Genomic DNA, 20,515 nt, shown 5'->3' with positions numbered 1-20,515 from the left:
ACTCCCCTACTTTGAACTAGATACTTGGCATGAAAAGAGAGGTAAATATGGAAAAGGAAGAGTTGATTGATCCCGGTCAGCTTTCATACGAGCAGGCTCGCGACGAACTGGTGCAGATAGTAAAGATGCTTGAAAGTGGGAAAACTCCGCTAGAAGAGACACTTTCCCTATGGGAGCGAGGAGAAGCGCTTGCCGCTCGCTGCCACGCCGTGCTGAGCGCGGCTGAGCAGCGCATCGAACAGGCTCGCGCCGGCTCGGCCTCCACACCCGAGACCAACATATAAACTGAGAGGTAAATCTCGAGAGTTTGGACGGGTAATGATTAATCCAAATGCACTGGTAGTCGGTGAAGCCCTGGTGGACATCGTTGTTCCCCTACGCGGTGAGTCAAAGGAGATTCCTGGCGGTTCCCCCGCAAACGTTGCTCTTACGCTCGGCCGGCTTGAACGCACCGCTCGCCTACTCACCTGGCTGGGCTCGGATGCGCGCGGGCAGCTCGTGCGCAAACACCTCGAAGAATCCAACGTGATTGTGGGCGAAGAATCGCTACGCGCCGAGAAAACCTCTACCGCTCTTGCCCGGCTGGATGAAACGGGCGCCGCCACCTACACGTTCGACATCGAGTGGAAACTGCCGGACTGTGAAATCGCTGAAGATACCGTTGTTGTGCACTCCGGTTCCATTGCCGCCACCTTGGAACCGGGCGGTAGCGGCGTCGTGCGGCTTTTGGAAAAAGCGCGAGACGTGGCCATCGTAACCTACGACCCGAACGCGCGTCCCACCATCATGGGCGATCCTGCTAAAGCATACGAACGCGTCAAAGAGTGCGTTCGTCTCGCCGATGTTGTGAAAATGTCGGATGAGGACGCCGAGTGGCTCACAGGTAACTCCAATATCGAGCAGGTGGCGCGCGAGTGGCTAGAGCTAGGCCCCTCCCTGGTGGTTGTAACCAGAGGCGGTGACGGGGTAAGCGCATACTTCGGGGATGAGACCGTACACCTTCCCGCAGCCGACGTGAAAGTCGTGGACACGGTTGGGGCGGGGGACTCGTTCATGGGCGGCCTGATCGACGCGCTCTGGAGCGAAAACCTGCTCGGGGCAAACAACCGCTACGCTCTTGCCCACATTGACCGCGAATGCGTGATCCGTTTACTGGGCCGGGCCGGCTCCATCTCTGCAATCACCGTTTCACGCGCCGGAGCCAACCCTCCGTGGAAGAAAGAACTCATCTAAACAACGCGTAAGCGTTGCAAAGCCAAACGGCGGTTCAATATTTTGAACCGCCGTTTCTCTGAGCGTGAATCTGAACAAGCACGGCGAGTGCTAGAACCGTTACCGGTTTGGTTAGTGGGTTTCAATCCCACGGGACCGAAACACCTCGCGCGCGGCTTCAGTTTTTTCTGGCGTGGGAGGCTCCACGTCTTCCAACTCATACTCCATGCCCAGCACGTCCCACTTGTCCCGCGCCATCTGGTGGAACGGAAGCACCTCAACACGCTCAACATTAGGCCACCTCGCCACGATGTCAGCCACGGTCTCAATGTTTTCTTTTTTGTCCGTAAGACCTGGAACCAGCACGAAACGAACCCACACCCGCTTACCGAGCTGCGCCAACCTGTCACCAAACGCGATAGTCGGTTCCAGCTGTGCCTTAGTGGTCTTGAAGTACGTCTGCTGATCCCCTGCCTTAACATCCAAAAGCACCAGATCAATGTCGGCAAGCATTTCATCCGAGCAGTTCACACCCAGATTTCCCGAAGTGTCGATCGTGGTGTGAATCCCCTCTTCCTTGCACGCGCGAAGCAGGTTTGCCAGGAACGCAGGCTGCATCAAAGGCTCGCCGCCAGAGAACGTTACACCACCGTCCGTTACTTTGAAGATCGTCTTGTACCGACGCAAACGATCCATGAGGTCTTCAAGCAAAACTGGAGTGCCCTTACGCATGTACAGTGTGTCCGGATTATGGCAGTACACGCAGCGCAGGGGGCATCCCGAGAAGAACACGGTTGCCCGCGTTCCTGGCCCATCCATCGCGGTGACAAGCTCCCACGAATGAACCGAGCCTAGCCTGCCCTCGCGAACGGCCTGAAAGTGCTCAGCTCGCTCCATGTGCGGGGCCGGAGCAATACCGTTCAGCCCCGCACCTTGCGCGCGGGGAACCTCATATTCCAAAGGATCGGGGCGGTACTCCCCCGTTGAACCTTCCGAATACCCGGAAGACCCAGCAAGCGAAGCCCGCCCCGAAGTTACGTCACTCAATCTGCTTACATACCTGCATGGAAGGTACGAGAGAGCACGTCAAGCTGCTGCTCGCGCGTAAGGCGCACGAAGTTAACGGCGTAGCCAGACACGCGCACCGTAAGCTGTGGGTACTTCTCCGGGTTCTCCATTGCGTCCTCAAGGGTATCTCGGTTCAACACGTTGATGTTGGCGTGGTACAGACCCTCAACACCGCCAGTGGCTTCACGGCTTGCCTTCATCGATGCGAGGCGTTCATCAAAGCTCTTTACAGTCATTTTGCTAGTCCTTCTTGATAAAGCCGGCATCCATGATACCGACGAGGTTCTCAATCTGTTCTTCCAAGTTTCGTCCCAAGGACGAAGGAATGATCGTGTTGGTAAGCGAAATACCGTCCAACGCGTCGGAGTAGTCGAGCTTGCCAACCGAAAGCATAGAGGCGAGCATTCCGTGCGTGTCCGCACCATTTTCTGGGTTTGCCCCCGGAGCGAACGGCGTGCCAGCCTGGTGACCCGACGGGAACGAACCCGTGGCCTTGCCATAAACCACGTTTGAAGTGATCGTCAGCACCGACTGGGTGGGGATTGCGTTGCGGTACATCGGGATGGCCTTGATTTTCTCCATCACAGTGTGAACGATCGTTGCCGCGATGTCATCAGCACGGTCATCGTCATTACCGTAACGCGGGAAGTCGCCCTCAGTGACGTAATCGACCACGAGGCCAGTTTCGTCACGAACAGGGGTTACCTTCGCGTACTTGATTGCAGACAGTGAGTCCGCAACAATCGACAGGCCGGCAATGCCACAACCCATCGTGCGGGTGATCTCAGAGTCATGCAGCGCCATTTCCATAGACTCGTACGCGTAGCGATCGTGGCAGTAGTGGATGATGTTCAGCGCCTCAACGTAGGTGCCGATCACCCAATCGAGCATTTGCTCATACTTTTCCCACACGTCGTCAAAGTCCAGCGGGCCGTCCCCCTCAACCGGAGCGTGGTCAGGCACAATCAGCTTGCCTGAAACCTCGTCGCGACCACCGTTAATGGCGTATAGGAGGGCTTTGGCCGAGTTTACGCGGGCGCCAAAGAACTGCATCTGCTTGCCGACCTTCATCGGGGATACGCAGCATGCAATAGCGGCGTCATCGCCCCAACGGTCACGGATCTGGTGATCTGATTCGTACTGGATTGAGGACGTCTCAATCGAGACTTTAGCGCAGAACTTCTTGTATCCCTCGGGAAGCTCGTGGGACCAGAAGATCGTGATGTTCGGCTCGGGAGCAGGGCCGAGGTTCACCAGCGTCTGCAACAGACGGAACGAGGTCTTGGTTACGAGCGTGCGCCCGTCCGTGCCAAAACCACCGTCAGACCAGGTTGCCCAGTACGGGTCACCGGAGAAAATCTGGTCGTAAGCTTCGGTACGCAAAAAACGGACGATGCGCAACTTGATGACCAACGCATCGATGATTTCCTGAGCCTCTTCCTCCGTGAGGATGCCGCGAGCGAAGTCACGCTCAAAGTAGATGTCGAAGAAACCAGAGAGACGGCCAAACGACATTGCGGCGCCATCTTGCGATTTAATCGAACCGAGGTAGCCGAAGTAGGTCCATTGCACGGCTTCCTTAGCCGTATTTGCCGGACGCGAAATATCGAATCCGTACTTTGAGGCCATGTTCTTCAGCTTGTTCAAAGCCTTAATCTGCTCCGCAATTTCTTCGCGATCACGCGCCCAATCCTCCGAGAAAGGCTGATTCGCAAAGCGATCCTTGTCAGCCTGCTTCTGCGCGATCAGGTAGTCAACACCGTAAAGCGCTACGCGACGGTAATCACCGATAATGCGGCCGCGTCCGTACGCGTCGGGCAGACCGGTGATGATGTGCGAGGAGCGGGCCGCGCGAATACGCGGCGTGTAAATGTCGAACACCGCATCGTTGTGAGTCTTACGGTACTTCGTGAAGATCTTCTTCACTTCTTCGTTCGGCTCTTTGCCAGCTTCCCTGATGGCGGTTTCCACCATGCGCCACCCACCGGCGGGCATCATCGCGCGCTTCAGCGGAACATCGGTCTGGAGGCCAACGACAACATCGTCATCTTCGCTGATGTAGCCCGCTTCGAAAGCATCAACGTCGGCCGGAGTGTCAAGATCGACATCGTAGACGCGGCGCTTACGTTCTTCCGAGAGGTACTTTTCCTCAAGCGTCTGCCATAGACGCAAAGTTTTTTCCGTGGGACCAGAGAGGAAATCTGCTTCACCCAGGTAGGGGGTGTAGTTACGTTGTATAAAGTCTCGGACATCGATTTCCCAGTCCCAGTTTCCGGTGTTGAAACCTTCCCACTCGGCAAAATCGACTTTTTCACGGCCAGCGTGCTCGTCGACGGAGATAAATGACATTAAACCCTCCGATTTCACATATTCGATACCATTTTCATTCACCACGATACCCAACATAACGACCAATTGGTCAGACATGTGTGCAAAGTTACTCACTTACCCACTGAGAACATGCTTTTCGCGCTCCACTCCAACGAAAAGTCAGGGTGGGAAACAAAGTGATTTTACTTACCGAGGCGGCGTTCACGCTGCCCGAAGTCACGTAGCGCGCGCAGGAAGTCAACTCGCCTAAAGTCGGGCCAGTAAGCCTCGGTGAAATAGAACTCCGAATGTACTGACTGCCAGAGCAGGAATCCCGAGAGTCGCTGCTCTCCAGACGTTCGAATCACCAGGTCAGGATCCGGCACTCCGGCAGTGTAAAGGTGATCAGTGATGTCATCCACGGTCAAGACATCCGCGACCTCATCAATGCTCAAGCCCTTTTGTGAGTATGCACGAAGGAGCGCACGAACAGCGTCGGTAATCTCGTGGCGACCGCCGTAGCCGACGGCAATGTTGACATCCAGAGACCCTGGCCCACGGTCTTTCGTAGAAACCAGACAGTCTTCAAGTTCTTCTCGAATGTCATCGGGCAGCAGCGAAAGGTCACCAACAAACTTTAGATTCCATCGCCCATCGTCTGCCAGGCGCCGGGCAGCTTCCGCGATGATTTTAAGCAGTGGGCGAAGCTCGGCCTCATCCCTATCCAAATTGTCGGTTGACAGCATCCAGAGGGTGACTATCTTAATGCCAAGCTCCTCGGCCCACTGCAAGAACTCGGTGATCTTATCGGCGCCTTTGCGGTGTCCATAAGCGGTAGCATTGCCGCCCTCGCGCGCCCACCTGCGATTTCCATCCAAGATCACGCCCACATGTTTAGGCAGTCGTTCTGGAGCGAGTTCAGACACCAGCCGTTTTTCGTACAGGCTGTATAGCAAACGGTTTTCCATCCCTCACTCCTTCTCAATACGATTTTACGCTCCCCTTGCTTCGATAGTAGATGAGGTTCGATCGGGATTGAAGATAATACCTTCTTGACCGCTAACTTACGCGCGCGTAACCTTAAGTTACGACACCGTAAGTTATGGAGCAGAAATGCAAATTCAAACCCATACTGACACTGCCCTATCGGCGCGCGGTTCAATGCTGGCTAGGCCGTCTGCACCTGCCTCAGTCAAACCCCTGATGCGCGGCTGGATTCACCTTGTAACAACTCCTCTGGCGTTTTTCGCTGCCCTCGTCCTGTTGATCCTTGCTCCCACAATGGGAACGAGGTGGGCGTCAGCTGTTTACCTGGTGTGTAGCATGCTTCTGTTCGGCATGTCCGCGCTATATCACCGCGGGAATTGGGGCCCCAAGACCAACGCACTGCTACGCCGCTTTGACCATTCAAATATTTTCCTACTCATCGCGGGCACGTACACGCCGATCTGTGTGGCGCTACTAACCCCGGCGCAAGCCACCAAGGTGTTACTGATCGTGTGGATCGGGGCGGCGCTTGGTATCGGCACAGCCGTGTTCTGGCCCAGCGCTCCCCGGTGGTTCACCACCCCGATTTACGTGGTACTCGGCTGGGTAGCTCTGTGGTACCTACCAGACATGTGGCAATCGGGCGGCCCGGCGGTTGTGTGGCTACTTGTTGCCGGCGGTATCTGCTATACGCTCGGCGCCCTCGTGTACGGATTCAAATGGCCCGGTCCTAGTGCTCGCATTTTCGGATTCCACGAAGTGTTTCACTCACTCACGGTTGCCGGATGGGTAACTCATTGCGTTGCGGCGTTTATCGCGGTGCTGTCAGCTACCTAAACCCCGTTTTCCTTGCTAGAGTGATCACGTCTCGCGCCTGCGGCTTGGATTTTCTTTTCCAAGTCGCGGCGTCGTTCGTTTTATAGGGAGGGCCCAATGGCCGAAAAAACTTGGTTGACGCAGGAAGCATACGACCGGCTCAAGGAAGAGCTCACGCACCGTTCCACGCAGTTGCGCGCTGAGATTGCGCGCAAAATCGACGAGGCACGTCAAGAAGGCGACCTCAAAGAGAACGGCGGATACCATGCTGCTCGTGACGAGCAGTCGATGAACGAGACGCGTATCCAGCAGCTTGAGAATCTTCTTAAAGAAGCTGAGGTTGGAGAAACGCCCGCTGATGACGGCGTTGTTGAGCTCGGCATGATGGTTACCGCTGAGATCATGGGTGAGCGTTCAGAGTTCCTACTCGGTTCACGCATGACCGGCACCGGCCTGGGCGTCGAGGTGTACTCACCTGACGCTCCACTTGGCGAAGCCATCATGGGTGCGAAGAAGGGCGACACCGTCTCTTACTACGCCCCCAACGGCAAGGAAATCGCGGTGAAAATCATCGACGCCGTCCCGTACAAGGGTTAATGCGCAAATAACACGCATCCAAATGGTGGCGGTTCCAGGAAACTTCCTTTTCCTTGGAATCGCCACCATTTTATTTATTATCCGAATTATTATCCGCAGCTGCGGCGCGCTACGTTGCGCCAGGCTAACCCACGCGTAACGCCCGGTACGCGAAGATCACGCTATCTTCTACCTTGGGCTACCCCGCGAGGGTCGAACTATTCGCTGGGCGCATCGCTACTTTCAGCTGGAGCCTCCTCGAGCCCATCCTGCGTAGCCCCAGATAGTACTTCGCTGGGTTTCGTTTCGCTTGCTTCATCCTCGTCGACTGTTTCTGTCGGCTCGGCCTCGGGATTGACGCGGCGCATGTTGGGAGCGTAGGAGGTCAAAATCTGTTCCTCCAAAGATCCTGGAGGCCCGCCCGCGCGCTCGTTATCGGTAGCCAAATTGGGGAACTTGTCATAACCATACAGGTACAGGATAGAGGTGTTGAGGAAGGCCAGAACCGGAACGGCAAACAGAGCGCCCGCAATACCGAATAGGAGCGAGCCGGCCGCAACCGCGAGTAGCACGGCAACAGGGTGAAGCGAGACCGCGTTAGACATGAGCCACGGTTGTAGCACGTTACCCTCCACCTGTTGGACAACCAAAATAACTATCAGCATGAACACTGCGGTCATGAAGCCCTGATCCACCAACGCCACCAACACTGCGATAGTGCCGGTAAAGAACGCGCCCACAATCGGAATGAACGAGCCTAAGAACACTAGAACGGCCAGCGGAATAGCGAGGGGAACCCCGAGGAAGTAAGCGCCCAAACCAATACCCGTAGCGTCAATCGCAGCCACGAGGATCTGCGCCTTCGCGTACGAGCCGAGCGTGGTCCAACCGCGAACCGCAGCCTCGTGAAGAGGAACGCGTGCCGGCTGCGGCATACAACGCAAGAACCAGATCCAAATCTTGCGTCCGTCTTTCAGCAAGAAGAACAGGACGAACAGCGCAATCAGAGTGCCCGTGAATACGTTGCCCACCGTGATCGTGATGGACAGAGCACCAGAGGCGAGGCGCTGAGAGTTGTGTTGAACCGCATTAATGATCTCGTCATTTAGCGAGTTTAAGTACTTATCTACCGCTTCGCTCTCAATGGGAAGAGGCCCCGTCTTCAGCCATTCGGTTAGGCGCGTGAAGCCGTCCGTTGCGCGCGAAACGAGATCCCCAAACTGCGAAATGATTTGCGAGGAAGAAAGCGAAATCAGGCCGGCCACAACCCCAACACCAATTAGCAAACTGAGCGTGGCACTGGCGGCCTTCGGGAGGCCAAGCTTGCGGTAAAACAGACGATTAACAGGATCGAGCAACACGGCAAGTAGCAGTGCTAGCGCCACCGGGATAGCGATGACTGTAACGTATGACAGTCCGTAGGCGATCAGACCGAGGGCGAAGACAACAATTACCATCCGCCAAGACCAGGCGGCCGCCACCTGTAGCGGCCAACTCACATGATCTTGCACTCGCCTATCCGGATGTGGCATGGACTCAATCCGCTCCACTCGTACCGGTTCGGGCTGGATTGACTCGCGAGCCCGTAAGAGGGGCTCGGAAAATCTGTCGAAGAGATCGCTCACTCGCGTGGCGCGACGCTTGGCCATGTGACCTCCAAAGTCTTTATACCGCCGTCAAGGAAGTATACCGCCTTCCCTGTTTTTAAGCGTATGCCCTCGCGGAGGGCGCCTCATGGATGTAATTTGTGAGTCAAAAGAAAGGACGAGCATGGCTACTCACAGCGGCACTATTGCAGGCAGGCAAACACCGGTTGCCTCTAACCTTGGAAACCACCCCGTTTTGAACACTCCCGTGGAGGGGCCCTGGGACGAACCGTACGAAGTGATCTACGTTGGCATGGGTTGCTTCTGGGGTGCGGAGCGCATCATGTGGAACCTGCCCGGCGTTATCGCAACGGCCGTTGGATACATGGGCGGAACAACTCTGAACCCCACGTATGAGGAGGTGTGTACGGGTCAGACCGGCCACGCCGAAATCGTCCGCGTAGTTTATGACCCGCGCAAGATCAGTGGCGAACAAATTCTTAAGACGTTCTGGGAAAACCACGACCCCACTACTCTCAACCGGCAGGGCAATGACCAGGGCACGCAGTACCGCTCCGCGATCTACTACACGAATGAGAACCAGCGCGAGGCCGCCCTTGCTACGCGCAACGCGTTCCAAAGCGTACTCAACGAGCACGGCAAGGGCCAGATCACCACGGAAATCGTGAGCGCGAAGGAGGCCGGCACGTTCTACTTGGCTGAACGCTACCACCAGGCCTACCTACACCACATTCCAAACGGGTACTGCAACCACGGGCCAAACGGCATGACCTGCCCTATTGGCATCGTGTAATACACGCTAAGCCGCGCAACTTAGCGCACAACAAAGCGGCGGCCCCACTAAATGGATTGGAGGCCGCCGCTTTTAAGGCTGGTTTAGCTGACTCGCACCACGTCGGTAACGAACACGAGGGTGTCACCGCCACCAATGCCAGCCTGCGGCACGCCCGCGTCACCGTAGCCAAGGTCAGACGGAATAGACAACACCACGCGCGAGCCTTCACGAATACCGATCAGCCCCTCGTCCCAACCGCGGATAACCATACCAACACCCACGGTGAAAGACAGCGGCTCACCACGATCGTAGGAGTTATCAAACACGTTGCCGTTCCAAACCTGACCGATGTAGTGCGCATCAATCTGGTTGCCTGGCGTGATGGGCGCACCCGCGCCCTCGCGAATCACTTCCACATGCAGGCCGGCGGGAGGCTCCTCGGTAAGGAACTCAATGGTGGGCTTGCGCAGGAAGTTATCGGATACTTTCAGATATTCACTCATGGCGCCAGTCTACTTAATCCCCGGCAACAGAGCGCAGTATTGCCAGCAGGCGCAGCACCTCAACATAAATCCACACGGCCGTTACCGTGATTCCAAATGCAACGCGCCAAGCGAAAGCGGCGGGCACGCCGGCCTCGACGCCGCGCTTGGCTATATCGAAATCACCAATTAGGCTGTACGTGCCGATCACAATGGCGAACCCGCCCACGATCACGCCGAGGGGGATACCAAACACGCTGAAAGATCCCATGCCAAACGGCGTAGTTAGAGCCCCCGTCCACACCAGAATCATATTCACCAGGTTGTATCCCAGCACCGAGAACAGGCCAATCAGCACGAAACGGTTTGTGCGCGACGTGTAGCGCACCTTGCCGGAAGCAAACAGGGCAAGAGCCACACCGATCACCACGAACGTGGCGATAACCGCCTGTAAAACGATACCCGGATAAAGGATCTCGAACAGCAGTGAGAGCGCACCCAGCAGGAGGCCTTCTGCAATCGCGTAAGCTGCGATCAGACCGGGACGAATGGTCTTCGAGAAGATGTTCACCATTGCCAGGACGAGACTGGCGATCATGCCCCCAAATACGAGCGGAAGCGCAAGCCCTGGCGACATGCGGATCCCGAACCAGCCCACAGCCGCGCCAAGGAGCACCAGGGCAAACATTGAGCCGGTCTTCACGATCACATCGTCATAAGTCATGCGGCCCGTATTAGCCGCGTCCGCAGCCGGAGCTCGGTAAGCGTCCTCAAACTCGCCCATGGGCTGCGTGCCCGGTGCGGTTTCGTATGAACTGTGCGGCGTCGCGTGCCGGCCAGAGTGCCGCACGCCCGAAGTCTGGGTGCCAGTACCAGATTTGCCCGGCTCGTAGCCCGGCATCGATGGGTATCCGGCCGGAGTTCGAGAAATCTCTTTATCGAGCTCGACCATCACGGGGTTACTACTCATATCCATCCGCTCCTAAATATTGGTATCGCGTGAATTGCTACGAATATAGCGGACTTTGCACATGGCCGAAACATTTAACTGCGAAGTTGGTACCCCCAGCCGGGCTCGAACCGGCACTCGGTCGATTTTAAGTCGACTGCCTCTACCAATTGGGCTATGGGGGCTTGCGCCCATTCTAAGGCGAAAACGCCTGGTTACGCCAAACTCACTTACCCAGCTTACTTTCGCAAAATAGCGCGAAGCTCGCAAAAAGTGTTACATATTGCACCGTTTTCGCCCAAATCTTATCCTCTTCCCTTCAAGAACCATTCAAATTGATTAAAGTCGAACCTAAGGCACGCCTCGCATGAGGCACCGATTATCTGAAAGAAAGGTGAGCCGTATGTGGTCTGACGGCCGTAGAAGACCCGGCGTGAACCCTGATCCCAGTATTAAACGCAGGTCCACACACAACCTGCCCGGAAATATGGGAATGCAACGCCCGTTCGCTCTCTCGTCGTCGCAGATTAGACAAATCGAGAGAGAACGTAACGCCGCTAGACCGCACGCACTAAAGAGCGTCAAGGACCTCCCGAAGTCTTTTGTTCGCTTCGTTTCAGATGAAACGAAGGCGGGCATGCTATTGGTGGTGGCGGCATTGCTTGCACTCGCGTGGGCGAACTCGCCGATCGGGTTCATCTACGAGAACATGGCTAACTTCACCTTCGGCCCAGAAGCGTGGCATCTGCATTTGCCGGTCTCCGCCTGGGCAGCGGACGGCGTGTTGACCATCTTCTTCTTCGTGGTTGGCCTGGAGCTTAAAACCGAATTTGTGACCGGCGCGCTGCGCGATATCCGCGAGGCCGCGTTACCTATGCTCGCCGCAGTGTTCGGCATGATCGGCCCGGCCGTTGTGTACCTGCTGGTACAAGTCTTTACAGGCTCCGAAGCGTTCTCCGGGTGGGCAATCCCCGCAGCCACCGACATTGCGTTCGCCGTTGCGCTTCTCGGCGTGTTCGGCAAGGGCATGCCCCCGGCGTCACGCACCTTCCTTCTCACTCTGGCGGTAGTTGATGACCTCCTCGCAATTATCATCATTGCCGTGGTTTACTCGACGGACCTGAACTTCCTCGCCCTGGGTATTTCTATTGCGCTGATTGCTCTGTTCGGCTTCTTTGTTCAGCGCCGCTACATGCACTGGTGGCTCCTTATTCCCGTGGCTACCGTCGCGTGGGGCTTCATGCACGTGTCCGGTGTGCACGCCACGATCGCGGGCGTTGCGATGGGTCTGCTGGTGCCGGCAGCGCGTAGACGCGGCGAACCGCAGTGGTCCCACTACCTGGCCGAAAAGATCAATCCTATTTCAGCCGGCATTGTGGTTCCCTTCTTCGCTTTCTTTGCTGCTGGCGTGAACGTTTCGGAGTCCGGCGGCGTTGTGGAGACGCTGGCCGACCCGGTAGCGATCGGTGTTTCCCTTGGTCTGCCCCTGGGTAAGCTAATCGGTATCGCGGGCTCCGTTTGGCTCCTCACGAAGTTCACCCGCCTGCGCCTGGGCGCCGGTGTAGATATGCCCGATATTGTGGCCATCGCCACGCTTGCCGGCATTGGCTTCACCGTGGCGCTACTGATCGCCGGGCTCGCATTCCCTGCCGATTCGGTTCACATTCCGCACGCCAAGATGGGAGTCATGATGGGCACCGCGATTGCGGCCATCGCCGGTGGATACGCGGTGCACTACCGCGCGAACCTGCATGCGCGCGGCGCGGCTGCGAACCGTTTACGCGCGTTCTCCTCGTGATCGCAGCCTAAGGATCAACTAGATAATCGACAGCGCGATTCCATCGAGGATGTCGTGCTCCGAAACCCAGTTGCCGCGTAGCTTCGGATTGTCCGTTGCTGCGCGGCAAACTATTTGCCGCCAAATGAGTGCGCCACCGCTAATGACGTCCTCACGCCCAGCCGGCATGTACGGCAGGCGAGCAAGTTCATCCACGCTGGCATTAATCATGTAGTCACAGGACGCGATCATCTGCTCGAGGCTAAAGTGCGACGCATGCACAGCCTCGGGATCCCATTTGTCAAGGCCGAGGGCGTGGCAGGTGATAGTCGTGACCGTACCGGCAACCCCAACTAGCGAGTTAACTCCCGAAAACGGGACAACCGTTGCCGCCTCGTCAATCAAACTGTCAATCCACGCCGCCGCCGCGCTTGTATCCGGATTCGCGGTTGCGATTTGCGGAAACTTTTCGGTCACGCGCACCGACCCCATATTCATTGAGACAGCACCGAGCAGGCCATCTTCAGCGCTACCCGCTACGAACTCGGTGGAGCCTCCCCCAATGTCAATCACCATTACGGGGTTTTCAGCTTCAGGTAGGCTAGAGACCGCACCGTTGAATGAGAGTGCGGCCTCCTCGCTACCTTCCACGACCTCGGGCTCAATACCCACCGCGTTCTTGATGGCGGCGCGGAAGTCATCGCGATTTTGTGCATCACGGCTCGCAGACGTGGCTACAAACCGTAATCTGTTCACCCCGGCATCGCGACAAATGCGCGCATACTCCTTTGCCTGCTTCGCAGTGCGCGCAATCGCGGCCTCAGACAGCCGGCCCGTGCGATCCACGCCCTCACCCAGCCGCACGATTTCCATCGTGCGCAGGTCGTCAACAAACGAACCCGCCTCCATGTGCCCGATCAGAAGCCTGATGGAGTTGGTGCCACAATCAATCGCCGCCACTTTGCCGCCCTCGCGGCCCGAAAGCCACGGGAAGTCTTCGCTCACGCGCGTTCTCCTTCAAAATCAGCGGGAGTTTGACCGGCCAGACAGGAACACTTCTGCCTCTCCCACAGCCCCATCTCTTCCAGCTTGGCCAGCGTCCAGTCTCCAATCGGGTTCACGCCCGGGCCCGCAGCGAGTGCGTGGCCGAGGAGGGCATGCAGGCACTTCACACGCTCGGGCATGCCTCCGGCCGAAAAGCCACTGATTTCGTCTACCTTCTCTACCGCGTCGCGGGCCGCGATGTAGGCGCGGTGGGCGGCGGCGTATTTGGCGCGGAGTTGCTCGTCCTGTGCAAGCTGCTCATTCAAGTGTTCCATCCACTGATTAGACTCGAGCACGGAACAGCCCTTAACAGCCGCAGGATGCGTCAGATAATACAGGGTTGGGAACGGGCTTCCATTTTCCAAACGAGGTGCGGTAGCCACCACCAAAGGAGCGCCGCATACACACCTGGCTGCAATACCTAAAACGCCGCGCGGTTCGCGCCCCAACTGAAGCTCAAGAATCGTCAGATCAACATCTTGCGTCCTATCCAATGCTTATTCCTCGCTCTTCTTCACACGGACCGACGGATCAAGCAAAACCGGTTGGTTCACATCATCGGCCGCATCTGCAGTATCAGCCACAACTAGGTACCACGGGCGGGGCGGGCCCTGCTCTTCAACAGGCTTGGTATCTGCCATCCCATCCGCGAGGCCGGGCGCATCAAGCACCTGATATTGGGTCTCCCCCGGCTGGACGTACTGCAGTCGCGCCCGCGCCTGCGATGCCACGTACGATTTGTCGCTCCAGCGATCCAACTGGTCTTGCAACTCAGCATTAGTCTGCTTTGCCTGCTCGATCTGGGCTAGAACCGAGCGGTATTCGCGTTGCTGTGACCACCACTGGTGGAGCGGCTGTGACACGCCCAAAAGAGCAACCACTAAAGTCAGAGTCAAGGCAAACGCCTTCAGTGATACCTTGCGCTCTGCAACAGGGGCTTGCGGTACTACAGTAACGCTGTTTTTTCTTGCCTGCGGGCGCGGCCTGCTGCTTCTAGAAGACGAGTTGAGTCGCGAACTCTTCCGGACGATACCGGCAGTCTTGGGTTGCGGGGTAGCTTTCTTCGCACCGCTCCCCATGCCTTTTGGCATGGTTGGACGACGAAATCCGTTAACCCGACGCTCACTCATGTCTCTAGTTTTACAAAACTTAAGCAAACTTGCCTAAACCGCGCCGAGAGCAGGGGAACAAAAGAAACGGGGCCCGAAGGCCCCGTTTCAATGCTCTATCAGCGCGCGGTCAAACCGCCTGCTGTAAAGGCTTAGAAGTTTGCGCGCGGGAAGGCGCTACGACCAGCGTAAACAGCTGCGTCGGCAAGCTCTTCCTCAATGCGAAGAAGCTGGTTGTACTTAGCAACGCGCTCAGAACGAGCCGGAGCGCCAGTCTTGATCTGACCGGAGTTCGTTGCAACAGCGAGATCAGCAATCGTGGTGTCCTCGGTCTCACCAGAACGGTGCGAAGTCATCGACTTGAAGCCGGCGCGGTGTGCAGCCTCAACAGCGTCAAGCGTCTCGGTGAGGGTACCAATCTGGTTCACCTTAACGAGCAGAGCGTTAGCGGCGTGCTCCTTAATGCCGCGTGCAAGACGAGCCGGGTTCGTTACGAACAGGTCGTCACCAACCAGCTGCACCTTGTCACCAATCTCGCTCGTAATCTTGACCCAAGAATCCCACTCGTCCTCAGAAAGCGGATCCTCAATCGAAACTAGCGGGTACTGCGCCATTAGCTTCTCGTAGTACTTCACCATGAACTCGGTATCACGGCCCTCACCCTCAAGCATGTACTTGCCATCCTTGAAGAACTCGGTAGAAGCAACGTCAAGAGCAAGCGCAACGTCCTTGCCCGGCTTGTAGCCAGCCTTCTCGATTGCCTCAATGATGAGGTCAAGCGCAGCAGCGTTCGACTCGAGCGACGGCGCGAAACCACCCTCGTCACCAAGGCCGGTGGATAGGCCACGACCCTTAATGACGCCCTTGAGGGTGTGGTAGACCTCAGCACCCCACTGGAGGGCCTCGCGGAACGAGCCGGCGCCGATCGGAGCAATCATGAACTCCTGGATGTCAACGTTCGTGTCGGCGTGCGAACCACCGTTGAGGATGTTCATCATCGGAACGGGCAGAACGTGTGCGTTCGGGCCGCCAATGTAACGGTATAGCGGAAGGCCGGAGGACTCCGCAGCTGCCTTCGCAACAGCCAGTGAAACACCAAGAATGGCGTTTGCGCCAATCTTGCCCTTGTTGTCCGTGCCGTCAAGGTCGATCATGACCTCATCGATCAGGCGCTGTTCCGTGGCATCTTCATCGATCAGCTCAGGAGCAATAACGTGCGTTACTGCCTCAACAGCATCCTCGACACCCTTACCCATGTAGCGGTTGTCGTCGCCATCACGACGCTCAACGGCCTCAAACGCGCCGGTAGAAGCACCCGACGGAACGGCTGCACGTGAAACGGTGCCATCGTCAAGCAAAACTTCAACTTCAACAGTCGGGTTGCCACGAGAGTCAAGAATCTCGCGAGCACCAATGGCCTCAATGTGTGCCATGTTTTTCTCCTTCTATAGATCCGGTAATGTCGCGGACTATTTTTAACGAGTTATCGTTCCCTCATTAGGGTTTTGCAGACGGTCTGCATCCCCCTCAGGTCTAGGTTGAAGATCAGCGGGGTGCAAGTCCTTCGAGGGCCCCGCCAATGCTTCTTAAACTTACTGTTGAGGCGGGAGCACAACACCTTGGAGATTCGGCGCGTAAACGACGTTATTCTCGTCTAGCGCCCCGTACCTCGGGTTTAGCTCAACGTCCTTGTTCTTCTGCGCTTCAGCAACTTCCTGTGCCAACACCTGTTGATCCTGATTGCCCTGTAGCAGTACCAAAAGCTGGTTGATGCGGACAACGCCAACGGCAGCGGCGTCAACCGGCCCGCCGGGAGACTGCACTGAGGCCAGCGCGTTGCGAGCGTCTTCATCGGAGAATTCAACACCGTGCTTGCTTGCAACCTCGCGGACGGCCGCCCCTTGCGCCAACACATAAACCACGCCTGCGGTTGGGAATGGCTGGCCGCTGATTTGCGAAAGCTGTTGCGCGGCTGCACTCACTTCGTCTTCCGTATAGGTGGTCCCGTCGATTTTCAGCGCTACACCCGGCTGGGCGGAACAGGCTGCGAGGGCAACCGTCGCTATAACTGCAGACGCACCAACTACAATGCGTTTCCATGCTGACTTAAGTGTCACGGTTACGCGTCCTTTCGTTTTCAACCATCTGGTACAGATTCTACGCTGTTTCCCTTAACATTTTCTTGCCCCTACCTGGGTTAACCTTTAGATTCTTGTGAATAATCAACGATTGTCCGCAAAAAGTTGTGTGTCCAATCAAGTAGTTCCTGATCCACGATGGCCGGTCCACCCAGTTTTTTCGACTTGGGAGCAGGAACTAGAACCTGGCGGACGGCGCCTTTAATTATCGAACCCGGGTACAGTCGCTTCAAACGTAAAGCCAGAGAATCTCGCAACTCGACTGGGGAAAAACGAATGTAACGCCCCTGTCCCACGATTTCTTTGATACCGAGGTCGCGCGCATACTCACGCAGTTCAGAAATCGCGAACAGAAGGAGCACCTGCTCAGGGATTTTCCCGTAACGATCCACGAGCTCTTCTTGCAAATCGCCAGCCTCCTGAGGGGAGCGTAGCGCCGCAATTTTCGCGTACGTTTCGAGGCGAAGCTGCTCGCCCTCAATATAATCTTGCGGGATGTGCGCATCGACGGGGATTTCGATACGCATTTCTTCGCGTTTAGGAGGTTGCCCATCGCGGTAGGTTGCCACGGCGTCAGCCACCATGCGCACGTACAGGTCAAAACCCACGCCCGCAATGTGGCCAGATTGTTCACCGCCCAGCAGGTTGCCCGCGCCGCGAATCTCTAAATCCTTTTGTGCCACCGCAATGCCGGCACCCAGGTCGGTGTTAGCCGCGATCGTGGAAAGCCGTTCGTGGGCGGTCTCGGTCAAAACCTTGTCGGCCGGATACAAGAAGTACGCGTAGCCCCTATCACGCCCGCGCCCAACACGGCCTCGTAACTGATGGAGCTGCGACAGTCCCATCGCGTCTGCACGGTCTACGATGAGCGTGTTCGCATTCGAAATATCCAAGCCGGTTTCGATAATAGTCGTGCACACAAGGACGTCGAATTCGCGGTTCCAAAAGTCCACGATCACCTGCTCCAGCTGGGCTTCCGCTAGCTTTCCATGCGCGATGCGAACGCGCGCCTCGGGCACTAGTTCTTGAATATGGTCAGCAATCTTGCCGATATCTTCCACCCGATTGTGTACGTAGAACACCTGGCCGTCACGAAGCAGTTCGCGTTTGATAGCAGCACTAACCTGCTGGTCCGAGTAGGCGCCCACAAAGGTAAGGATCGGGTGGCGTTCTTCTGGCGGGGTGGTGAGGAGCGACATCTCCCGGATGCCCGTGATTGCCATTTCGAGCGTACGGGGAATCGGCGTGGCCGACATCGACAAGACATCCACGTCCGTGCGCATCTGCTTCAGAGTTTCCTTATGTTCAACACCGAAACGCTGCTCCTCGTCAATCACAACCAGACCGAGATCCTTGAAACGCACCGAACCTGTAAGCAGCGAATGAGTGCCAATCACCACGTCAATATGGCCGGTGCGAAGCCCCTCGCGGATCCGCTCCCCCTCGGCCGCATTGGTAAACCGAGACAGGGCTGCGACGTCTATAGGAAAGCCCGCGTAACGCTGCTGAAACGTCTCCAAATGCTGCTGTACCAAGAGCGTGGTAGGCACGAGGATCGCCACTTGCTTTCCATCTTGCACTGCCTTGAAGGCGGCCCTAACCGCGATTTCAGTCTTGCCATACCCCACGTCTCCACCAAGCAAGCGATCCATTGGGATCGGCTTTTCCATGTCGGCCTTGACCTCGTCGATAACGGTCAGCTGATCCGGTGTCTCCACATACGGGAAGGCATCTTCAAGCTCTCGTTGCCACGGCGTATCCGGCGAGAACGCATACCCCTTCGCAGACTTGCGCGCGGCGTAGAGACGAACTAGTTCTCCCGCGATTTCTTTAACCGCTTTGCGCGCCTTAGCCTTGGTTTTCGCCCATTCAGCCCCGCCCATCTTTGACAGTTTTGGCTGATCTGAACCCGAATACTTCGACACCTGATCCAGCTGATCCGTTGGCACATACAGGCGATCCCCCGGCTGGCCGCGCCGCGTAGGGGCGTACTCGATCAGCAGGTAATCGCGGGTCACGGCCTCTTCCCCGCGTCCAACGGTTCGTGTAACCATTTCCACGAACTTGCCGATACCGTGCTGTTCGTGAACGATGAGGTCACCCTTTTGCAGGGTCAGCGGATCAATACCTTTGCGCCTACGAGCGGGCATCTTGCGCATTTCCGCAGTTGATGAACCCGCCTTGCCCGTCAGATCCGTTTCGGTAACCACCGCAACCTTGAGCTCTTCAGCTACAAACCCCGGCCCCGAGCCAGCGGCCAGCACTTCGATTACCCCCGGCTCCAGCCCCTCAGTCACGGCCTCGACTATCTTCGCCGGCACAAACGCTTCGTTCAACACCGCCGCAATACGCTTCGCAGGGCCCGGCCCGTCCGTAGTTACAACCAGTTTCCAGTTATCTTTTTGAAGCTTTCCAAGATCAGCCACGGCCTCATCAATCTTGCCGCGATACGACTTCACGTCGCGACTACCAACCTGCATTAGGTTCGGCGTGACAACAATCGAAGCGTGTGCGCTAGGCGCCGCGCTGAGTGCATCAGCCAGCTCCATTGGGGCAAGAGTCGAAATCTCCGCCCACCCGAAATCACGTTCACGTGCGATGGCCCGCATTTGCGTCAGCGTTTTGAAAGATGCATTGCCGGCCTGGAGCGGAATGTCACCGCCGGCCGCCGCCCCCGTCCAGGCGGCCTCAAGGAATTCTTGCGTTGTGGCAACGAGGTCTTCGGTACGCGATTCAACGCGTTGCGGCTCGATGATAACCACCTGCGAATCGACGTCAACCAGATCCAGCACGGTTTCCATTCCGTCTACGAGGACGGGGCTGAGCGACTCCATGCCCTCCACGTTGATGCCCTCGCTTATTAACTCCAACATCTGACCCGCGCCCGGGAGCTTCGCAATCGCCTCACGCGCGCGCTCGCGAACCTCGTCGGTCAGCAGAAGTTCGCGGGCGGCCGGCGCCCACAGCCCCTCCTTAGCTACGCCTACCGCGCGCTGATCGGCAATTGAGAAGTAGCGGACGTCATCGACCTCATCGCCAAACATTTCGATACGCGTCGGGTACGGATCAATGGGCGCAAAGACATCTAGTATTCCGCCGCGAACCGCCATTTCCCCGCGCTTTTGCACCACTTCTACGCGCTCGTAGCCCAAATTCATGAGGCGGGTAGTAAGGCTGTCAAAGTCAACGGTATCGCCCACATTGAGGCGCACCGGCTCTAAGTTGCCAAGGCCGGAAATAACCGGTTGCAAGAACGCGCGTAACGGCACAACCAAAACTCTGATTGCCCCGGTTCGTGAGCCAACTTCTCCCTCTGGATGTGCGAGGCGGCGCATAACCGCAACCCGGCGAGCCATGGTGTCTCGCTGCGGGCTGAGTCTCTCGTGCGGCAGTGTTTCCCAGCTGGGTAACACTTCCACGCCATCAATGTATCCGCGCAAGTGGGTGGCTAGTTCTTCGCCGTCCCGGCCGGTAGCGGTTACTACAACCAGCGGTTTCGCGCCCTCTTGTAGCGCGGCTTGAGCTAGCAGGGGAGCGCGCATTCCAGCCGAGGCGATGACCGTTGGGTTGCCCCCTTCGTTCAAGGCAAGAGCGGCAGCGGCAAGCGCCTCGTCATCTTCAAGTGCGCCAAGTAGCCCGCGAAGTTTTTTCAAAACAACTCCTTG

General features: G+C 57.0%; 19 protein-coding genes and 1 tRNA gene. 6 read left to right on the top strand and 14 right to left on the bottom strand.

Annotation, left to right across the window (positions count from 1 at the left end):
* The first annotated feature begins 47 nt into the window (after window positions 1-47).
* Both HMPREF9238_RS07425 and HMPREF9238_RS07420 read left to right on the top strand, forming a co-directional pair.
* Complete coding sequence (locus HMPREF9238_RS07425; protein ID WP_016444841.1) at window positions 48-284, top strand: exodeoxyribonuclease VII small subunit; 237 nt, start codon at window positions 48-50, stop codon at window positions 282-284.
* Window positions 285-318: 34 nt separating this feature from the next.
* Window positions 319-1,233 carry a carbohydrate kinase family protein gene (locus tag HMPREF9238_RS07420; RefSeq protein ID WP_016444840.1) on the top strand — a complete coding sequence of 305 codons (915 nt, stop codon included), beginning with the start codon at window positions 319-321 and terminating at the stop codon, window positions 1,231-1,233.
* A gap of 111 nt (window positions 1,234-1,344) precedes the next feature.
* Here the strand turns inward: HMPREF9238_RS07420 and pflA are convergent, their stop codons facing one another.
* The 4 genes from pflA to HMPREF9238_RS07400 all read right to left on the bottom strand — a co-directional run bounded on the left by pflA (window position 1,345) and on the right by HMPREF9238_RS07400 (window position 5,558).
* Window positions 1,345-2,259: a pyruvate formate-lyase-activating protein gene (gene pflA, locus HMPREF9238_RS07415; protein WP_016444839.1), complete on the bottom strand. Its 915-nt coding sequence runs from the start codon at window positions 2,257-2,259 to the stop codon at window positions 1,345-1,347.
* Window positions 2,260-2,264: 5 nt separating this feature from the next.
* Window positions 2,265-2,516: an autonomous glycyl radical cofactor GrcA2 gene (gene grcA2 / locus HMPREF9238_RS09155; protein ID WP_016444838.1), complete on the bottom strand. Its 252-nt coding sequence runs from the start codon at window positions 2,514-2,516 to the stop codon at window positions 2,265-2,267.
* Between the two features lie 4 nt (window positions 2,517-2,520).
* The gene (pflB, locus tag HMPREF9238_RS07405; RefSeq protein WP_083938959.1) at window positions 2,521-4,629 is read right to left on the bottom strand and encodes a formate C-acetyltransferase; all 2,109 of its coding nucleotides are present in this window, start codon (window positions 4,627-4,629) and stop codon (window positions 2,521-2,523) included.
* Window positions 4,630-4,793: 164 nt separating this feature from the next.
* Window positions 4,794-5,558 carry an isoprenyl transferase gene (locus HMPREF9238_RS07400; RefSeq protein WP_016444836.1) on the bottom strand — a complete coding sequence of 255 codons (765 nt, stop codon included), beginning with the start codon at window positions 5,556-5,558 and terminating at the stop codon, window positions 4,794-4,796.
* Between the two features lie 145 nt (window positions 5,559-5,703).
* On the opposite strand from HMPREF9238_RS07400, the gene trhA reads away from it, so the two are divergent.
* Entirely contained in the window at window positions 5,704-6,414 is a 711-nt protein-coding gene (gene trhA / locus HMPREF9238_RS07395; protein ID WP_016444835.1) for a PAQR family membrane homeostasis protein TrhA, read from the top strand.
* Window positions 6,415-6,510: 96 nt separating this feature from the next.
* Window positions 6,511-6,990 carry a transcription elongation factor GreA gene (gene greA / locus HMPREF9238_RS07390; RefSeq protein WP_016444834.1) on the top strand — a complete coding sequence of 160 codons (480 nt, stop codon included), beginning with the start codon at window positions 6,511-6,513 and terminating at the stop codon, window positions 6,988-6,990.
* 197 nt (window positions 6,991-7,187) lie between these two features.
* Here greA and HMPREF9238_RS07385 read toward each other — a convergent pair whose 3' ends face one another.
* A complete protein-coding gene (locus tag HMPREF9238_RS07385) occupies window positions 7,188-8,618 on the bottom strand; it encodes an AI-2E family transporter (RefSeq protein ID WP_016444833.1) in 1,431 nt (476 codons plus the stop codon).
* A gap of 121 nt (window positions 8,619-8,739) precedes the next feature.
* Between HMPREF9238_RS07385 and msrA the strand changes: the two genes are divergently transcribed.
* On the top strand, window positions 8,740-9,369 hold the full coding sequence (msrA, locus tag HMPREF9238_RS07380; RefSeq protein ID WP_016444832.1) for a peptide-methionine (S)-S-oxide reductase MsrA: 630 nt from the start codon (window positions 8,740-8,742) through the stop codon (window positions 9,367-9,369).
* Between the two features lie 83 nt (window positions 9,370-9,452).
* Here msrA and HMPREF9238_RS07375 read toward each other — a convergent pair whose 3' ends face one another.
* From HMPREF9238_RS07375 to HMPREF9238_RS07365, 3 genes are all read right to left on the bottom strand, one after another.
* Entirely contained in the window at window positions 9,453-9,854 is a 402-nt protein-coding gene (locus HMPREF9238_RS07375) for an FKBP-type peptidyl-prolyl cis-trans isomerase (RefSeq protein WP_016444831.1), read from the bottom strand.
* Between the two features lie 13 nt (window positions 9,855-9,867).
* Window positions 9,868-10,803: a Bax inhibitor-1/YccA family protein gene (locus HMPREF9238_RS07370; protein ID WP_016444830.1), complete on the bottom strand. Its 936-nt coding sequence runs from the start codon at window positions 10,801-10,803 to the stop codon at window positions 9,868-9,870.
* 87 nt (window positions 10,804-10,890) lie between these two features.
* A tRNA-Leu gene (locus HMPREF9238_RS07365) sits at window positions 10,891-10,967 on the bottom strand.
* Window positions 10,968-11,185: 218 nt separating this feature from the next.
* On the opposite strand from HMPREF9238_RS07365, the gene nhaA reads away from it, so the two are divergent.
* Window positions 11,186-12,580: a Na+/H+ antiporter NhaA gene (gene nhaA, locus HMPREF9238_RS07360; RefSeq protein WP_016444829.1), complete on the top strand. Its 1,395-nt coding sequence runs from the start codon at window positions 11,186-11,188 to the stop codon at window positions 12,578-12,580.
* A gap of 18 nt (window positions 12,581-12,598) precedes the next feature.
* On the opposite strand, the gene HMPREF9238_RS07355 is transcribed toward nhaA, so the two are convergent.
* The 6 genes from HMPREF9238_RS07355 to mfd form a co-directional block, all read right to left on the bottom strand.
* Window positions 12,599-13,564 carry a Ppx/GppA phosphatase family protein gene (locus HMPREF9238_RS07355; RefSeq protein WP_016444828.1) on the bottom strand — a complete coding sequence of 322 codons (966 nt, stop codon included), beginning with the start codon at window positions 13,562-13,564 and terminating at the stop codon, window positions 12,599-12,601.
* Window positions 13,561-14,097 carry a DUF501 domain-containing protein gene (locus HMPREF9238_RS07350; RefSeq protein WP_016444827.1) on the bottom strand — a complete coding sequence of 179 codons (537 nt, stop codon included), beginning with the start codon at window positions 14,095-14,097 and terminating at the stop codon, window positions 13,561-13,563. Before HMPREF9238_RS07350 ends, HMPREF9238_RS07355 begins: the two co-directional genes overlap by 4 nt.
* A gap of 3 nt (window positions 14,098-14,100) precedes the next feature.
* Window positions 14,101-14,499, bottom strand: a complete 399-nt coding sequence (locus HMPREF9238_RS08990; protein ID WP_198009505.1) for an FtsB family cell division protein — start codon at window positions 14,497-14,499, stop codon at window positions 14,101-14,103.
* Between the two features lie 365 nt (window positions 14,500-14,864).
* A complete protein-coding gene (gene eno / locus HMPREF9238_RS07340; RefSeq protein ID WP_016444825.1) occupies window positions 14,865-16,145 on the bottom strand; it encodes a phosphopyruvate hydratase in 1,281 nt (426 codons plus the stop codon).
* Window positions 16,146-16,304: 159 nt separating this feature from the next.
* Complete coding sequence (locus HMPREF9238_RS07335) at window positions 16,305-16,829, bottom strand: hypothetical protein (RefSeq protein ID WP_016444824.1); 525 nt, start codon at window positions 16,827-16,829, stop codon at window positions 16,305-16,307.
* A gap of 80 nt (window positions 16,830-16,909) precedes the next feature.
* A complete protein-coding gene (gene mfd / locus HMPREF9238_RS07330) occupies window positions 16,910-20,503 on the bottom strand; it encodes a transcription-repair coupling factor (RefSeq protein WP_016444823.1) in 3,594 nt (1,197 codons plus the stop codon).
* Between the last annotated feature and the right edge of the window lie 12 nt (window positions 20,504-20,515).

Source organism: Gleimia europaea ACS-120-V-Col10b (assembly GCF_000411155.1).
Classification (GTDB): Bacteria; Actinomycetota; Actinomycetes; order Actinomycetales; family Actinomycetaceae; genus Gleimia; species Gleimia europaea_B.
Note: the sequence above shows the minus strand (reverse complement) of the source record. Positions and strands in the feature narration are given on the sequence as shown.

Bases quoted from the DNA above. Each gene is read 5' to 3' on its own strand.
- HMPREF9238_RS07370 (WP_016444830.1), bottom strand. From the start codon at position 10,803: ATGAGTAGTAACCCCGTGATGGTCGAGCTCGATAAAGAGATTTCTCGA.
- HMPREF9238_RS07400 (WP_016444836.1), bottom strand. From the start codon at position 5,558: ATGGAAAACCGTTTGCTATACAGCCTGTACGAAAAACGGCTGGTGTCT.
- pflB (WP_083938959.1), bottom strand. From the start codon at position 4,629: ATGTCATTTATCTCCGTCGACGAGCACGCTGGCCGTGAAAAAGTCGAT.
- eno (WP_016444825.1), bottom strand. From the start codon at position 16,145: ATGGCACACATTGAGGCCATTGGTGCTCGCGAGATTCTTGACTCTCGT.
- nhaA (WP_016444829.1), top strand. From the start codon at position 11,186: ATGTGGTCTGACGGCCGTAGAAGACCCGGCGTGAACCCTGATCCCAGT.
- greA (WP_016444834.1), top strand. From the start codon at position 6,511: ATGGCCGAAAAAACTTGGTTGACGCAGGAAGCATACGACCGGCTCAAG.
- HMPREF9238_RS07385 (WP_016444833.1), bottom strand. From the start codon at position 8,618: ATGGCCAAGCGTCGCGCCACGCGAGTGAGCGATCTCTTCGACAGATTT.
- HMPREF9238_RS07420 (WP_016444840.1), top strand. From the start codon at position 319: ATGATTAATCCAAATGCACTGGTAGTCGGTGAAGCCCTGGTGGACATC.
- trhA (WP_016444835.1), top strand. From the start codon at position 5,704: ATGCAAATTCAAACCCATACTGACACTGCCCTATCGGCGCGCGGTTCA.
- msrA (WP_016444832.1), top strand. From the start codon at position 8,740: ATGGCTACTCACAGCGGCACTATTGCAGGCAGGCAAACACCGGTTGCC.
- grcA2 (WP_016444838.1), bottom strand. From the start codon at position 2,516: ATGACTGTAAAGAGCTTTGATGAACGCCTCGCATCGATGAAGGCAAGC.
- HMPREF9238_RS07375 (WP_016444831.1), bottom strand. From the start codon at position 9,854: ATGAGTGAATATCTGAAAGTATCCGATAACTTCCTGCGCAAGCCCACC.
- HMPREF9238_RS07425 (WP_016444841.1), top strand. From the start codon at position 48: ATGGAAAAGGAAGAGTTGATTGATCCCGGTCAGCTTTCATACGAGCAG.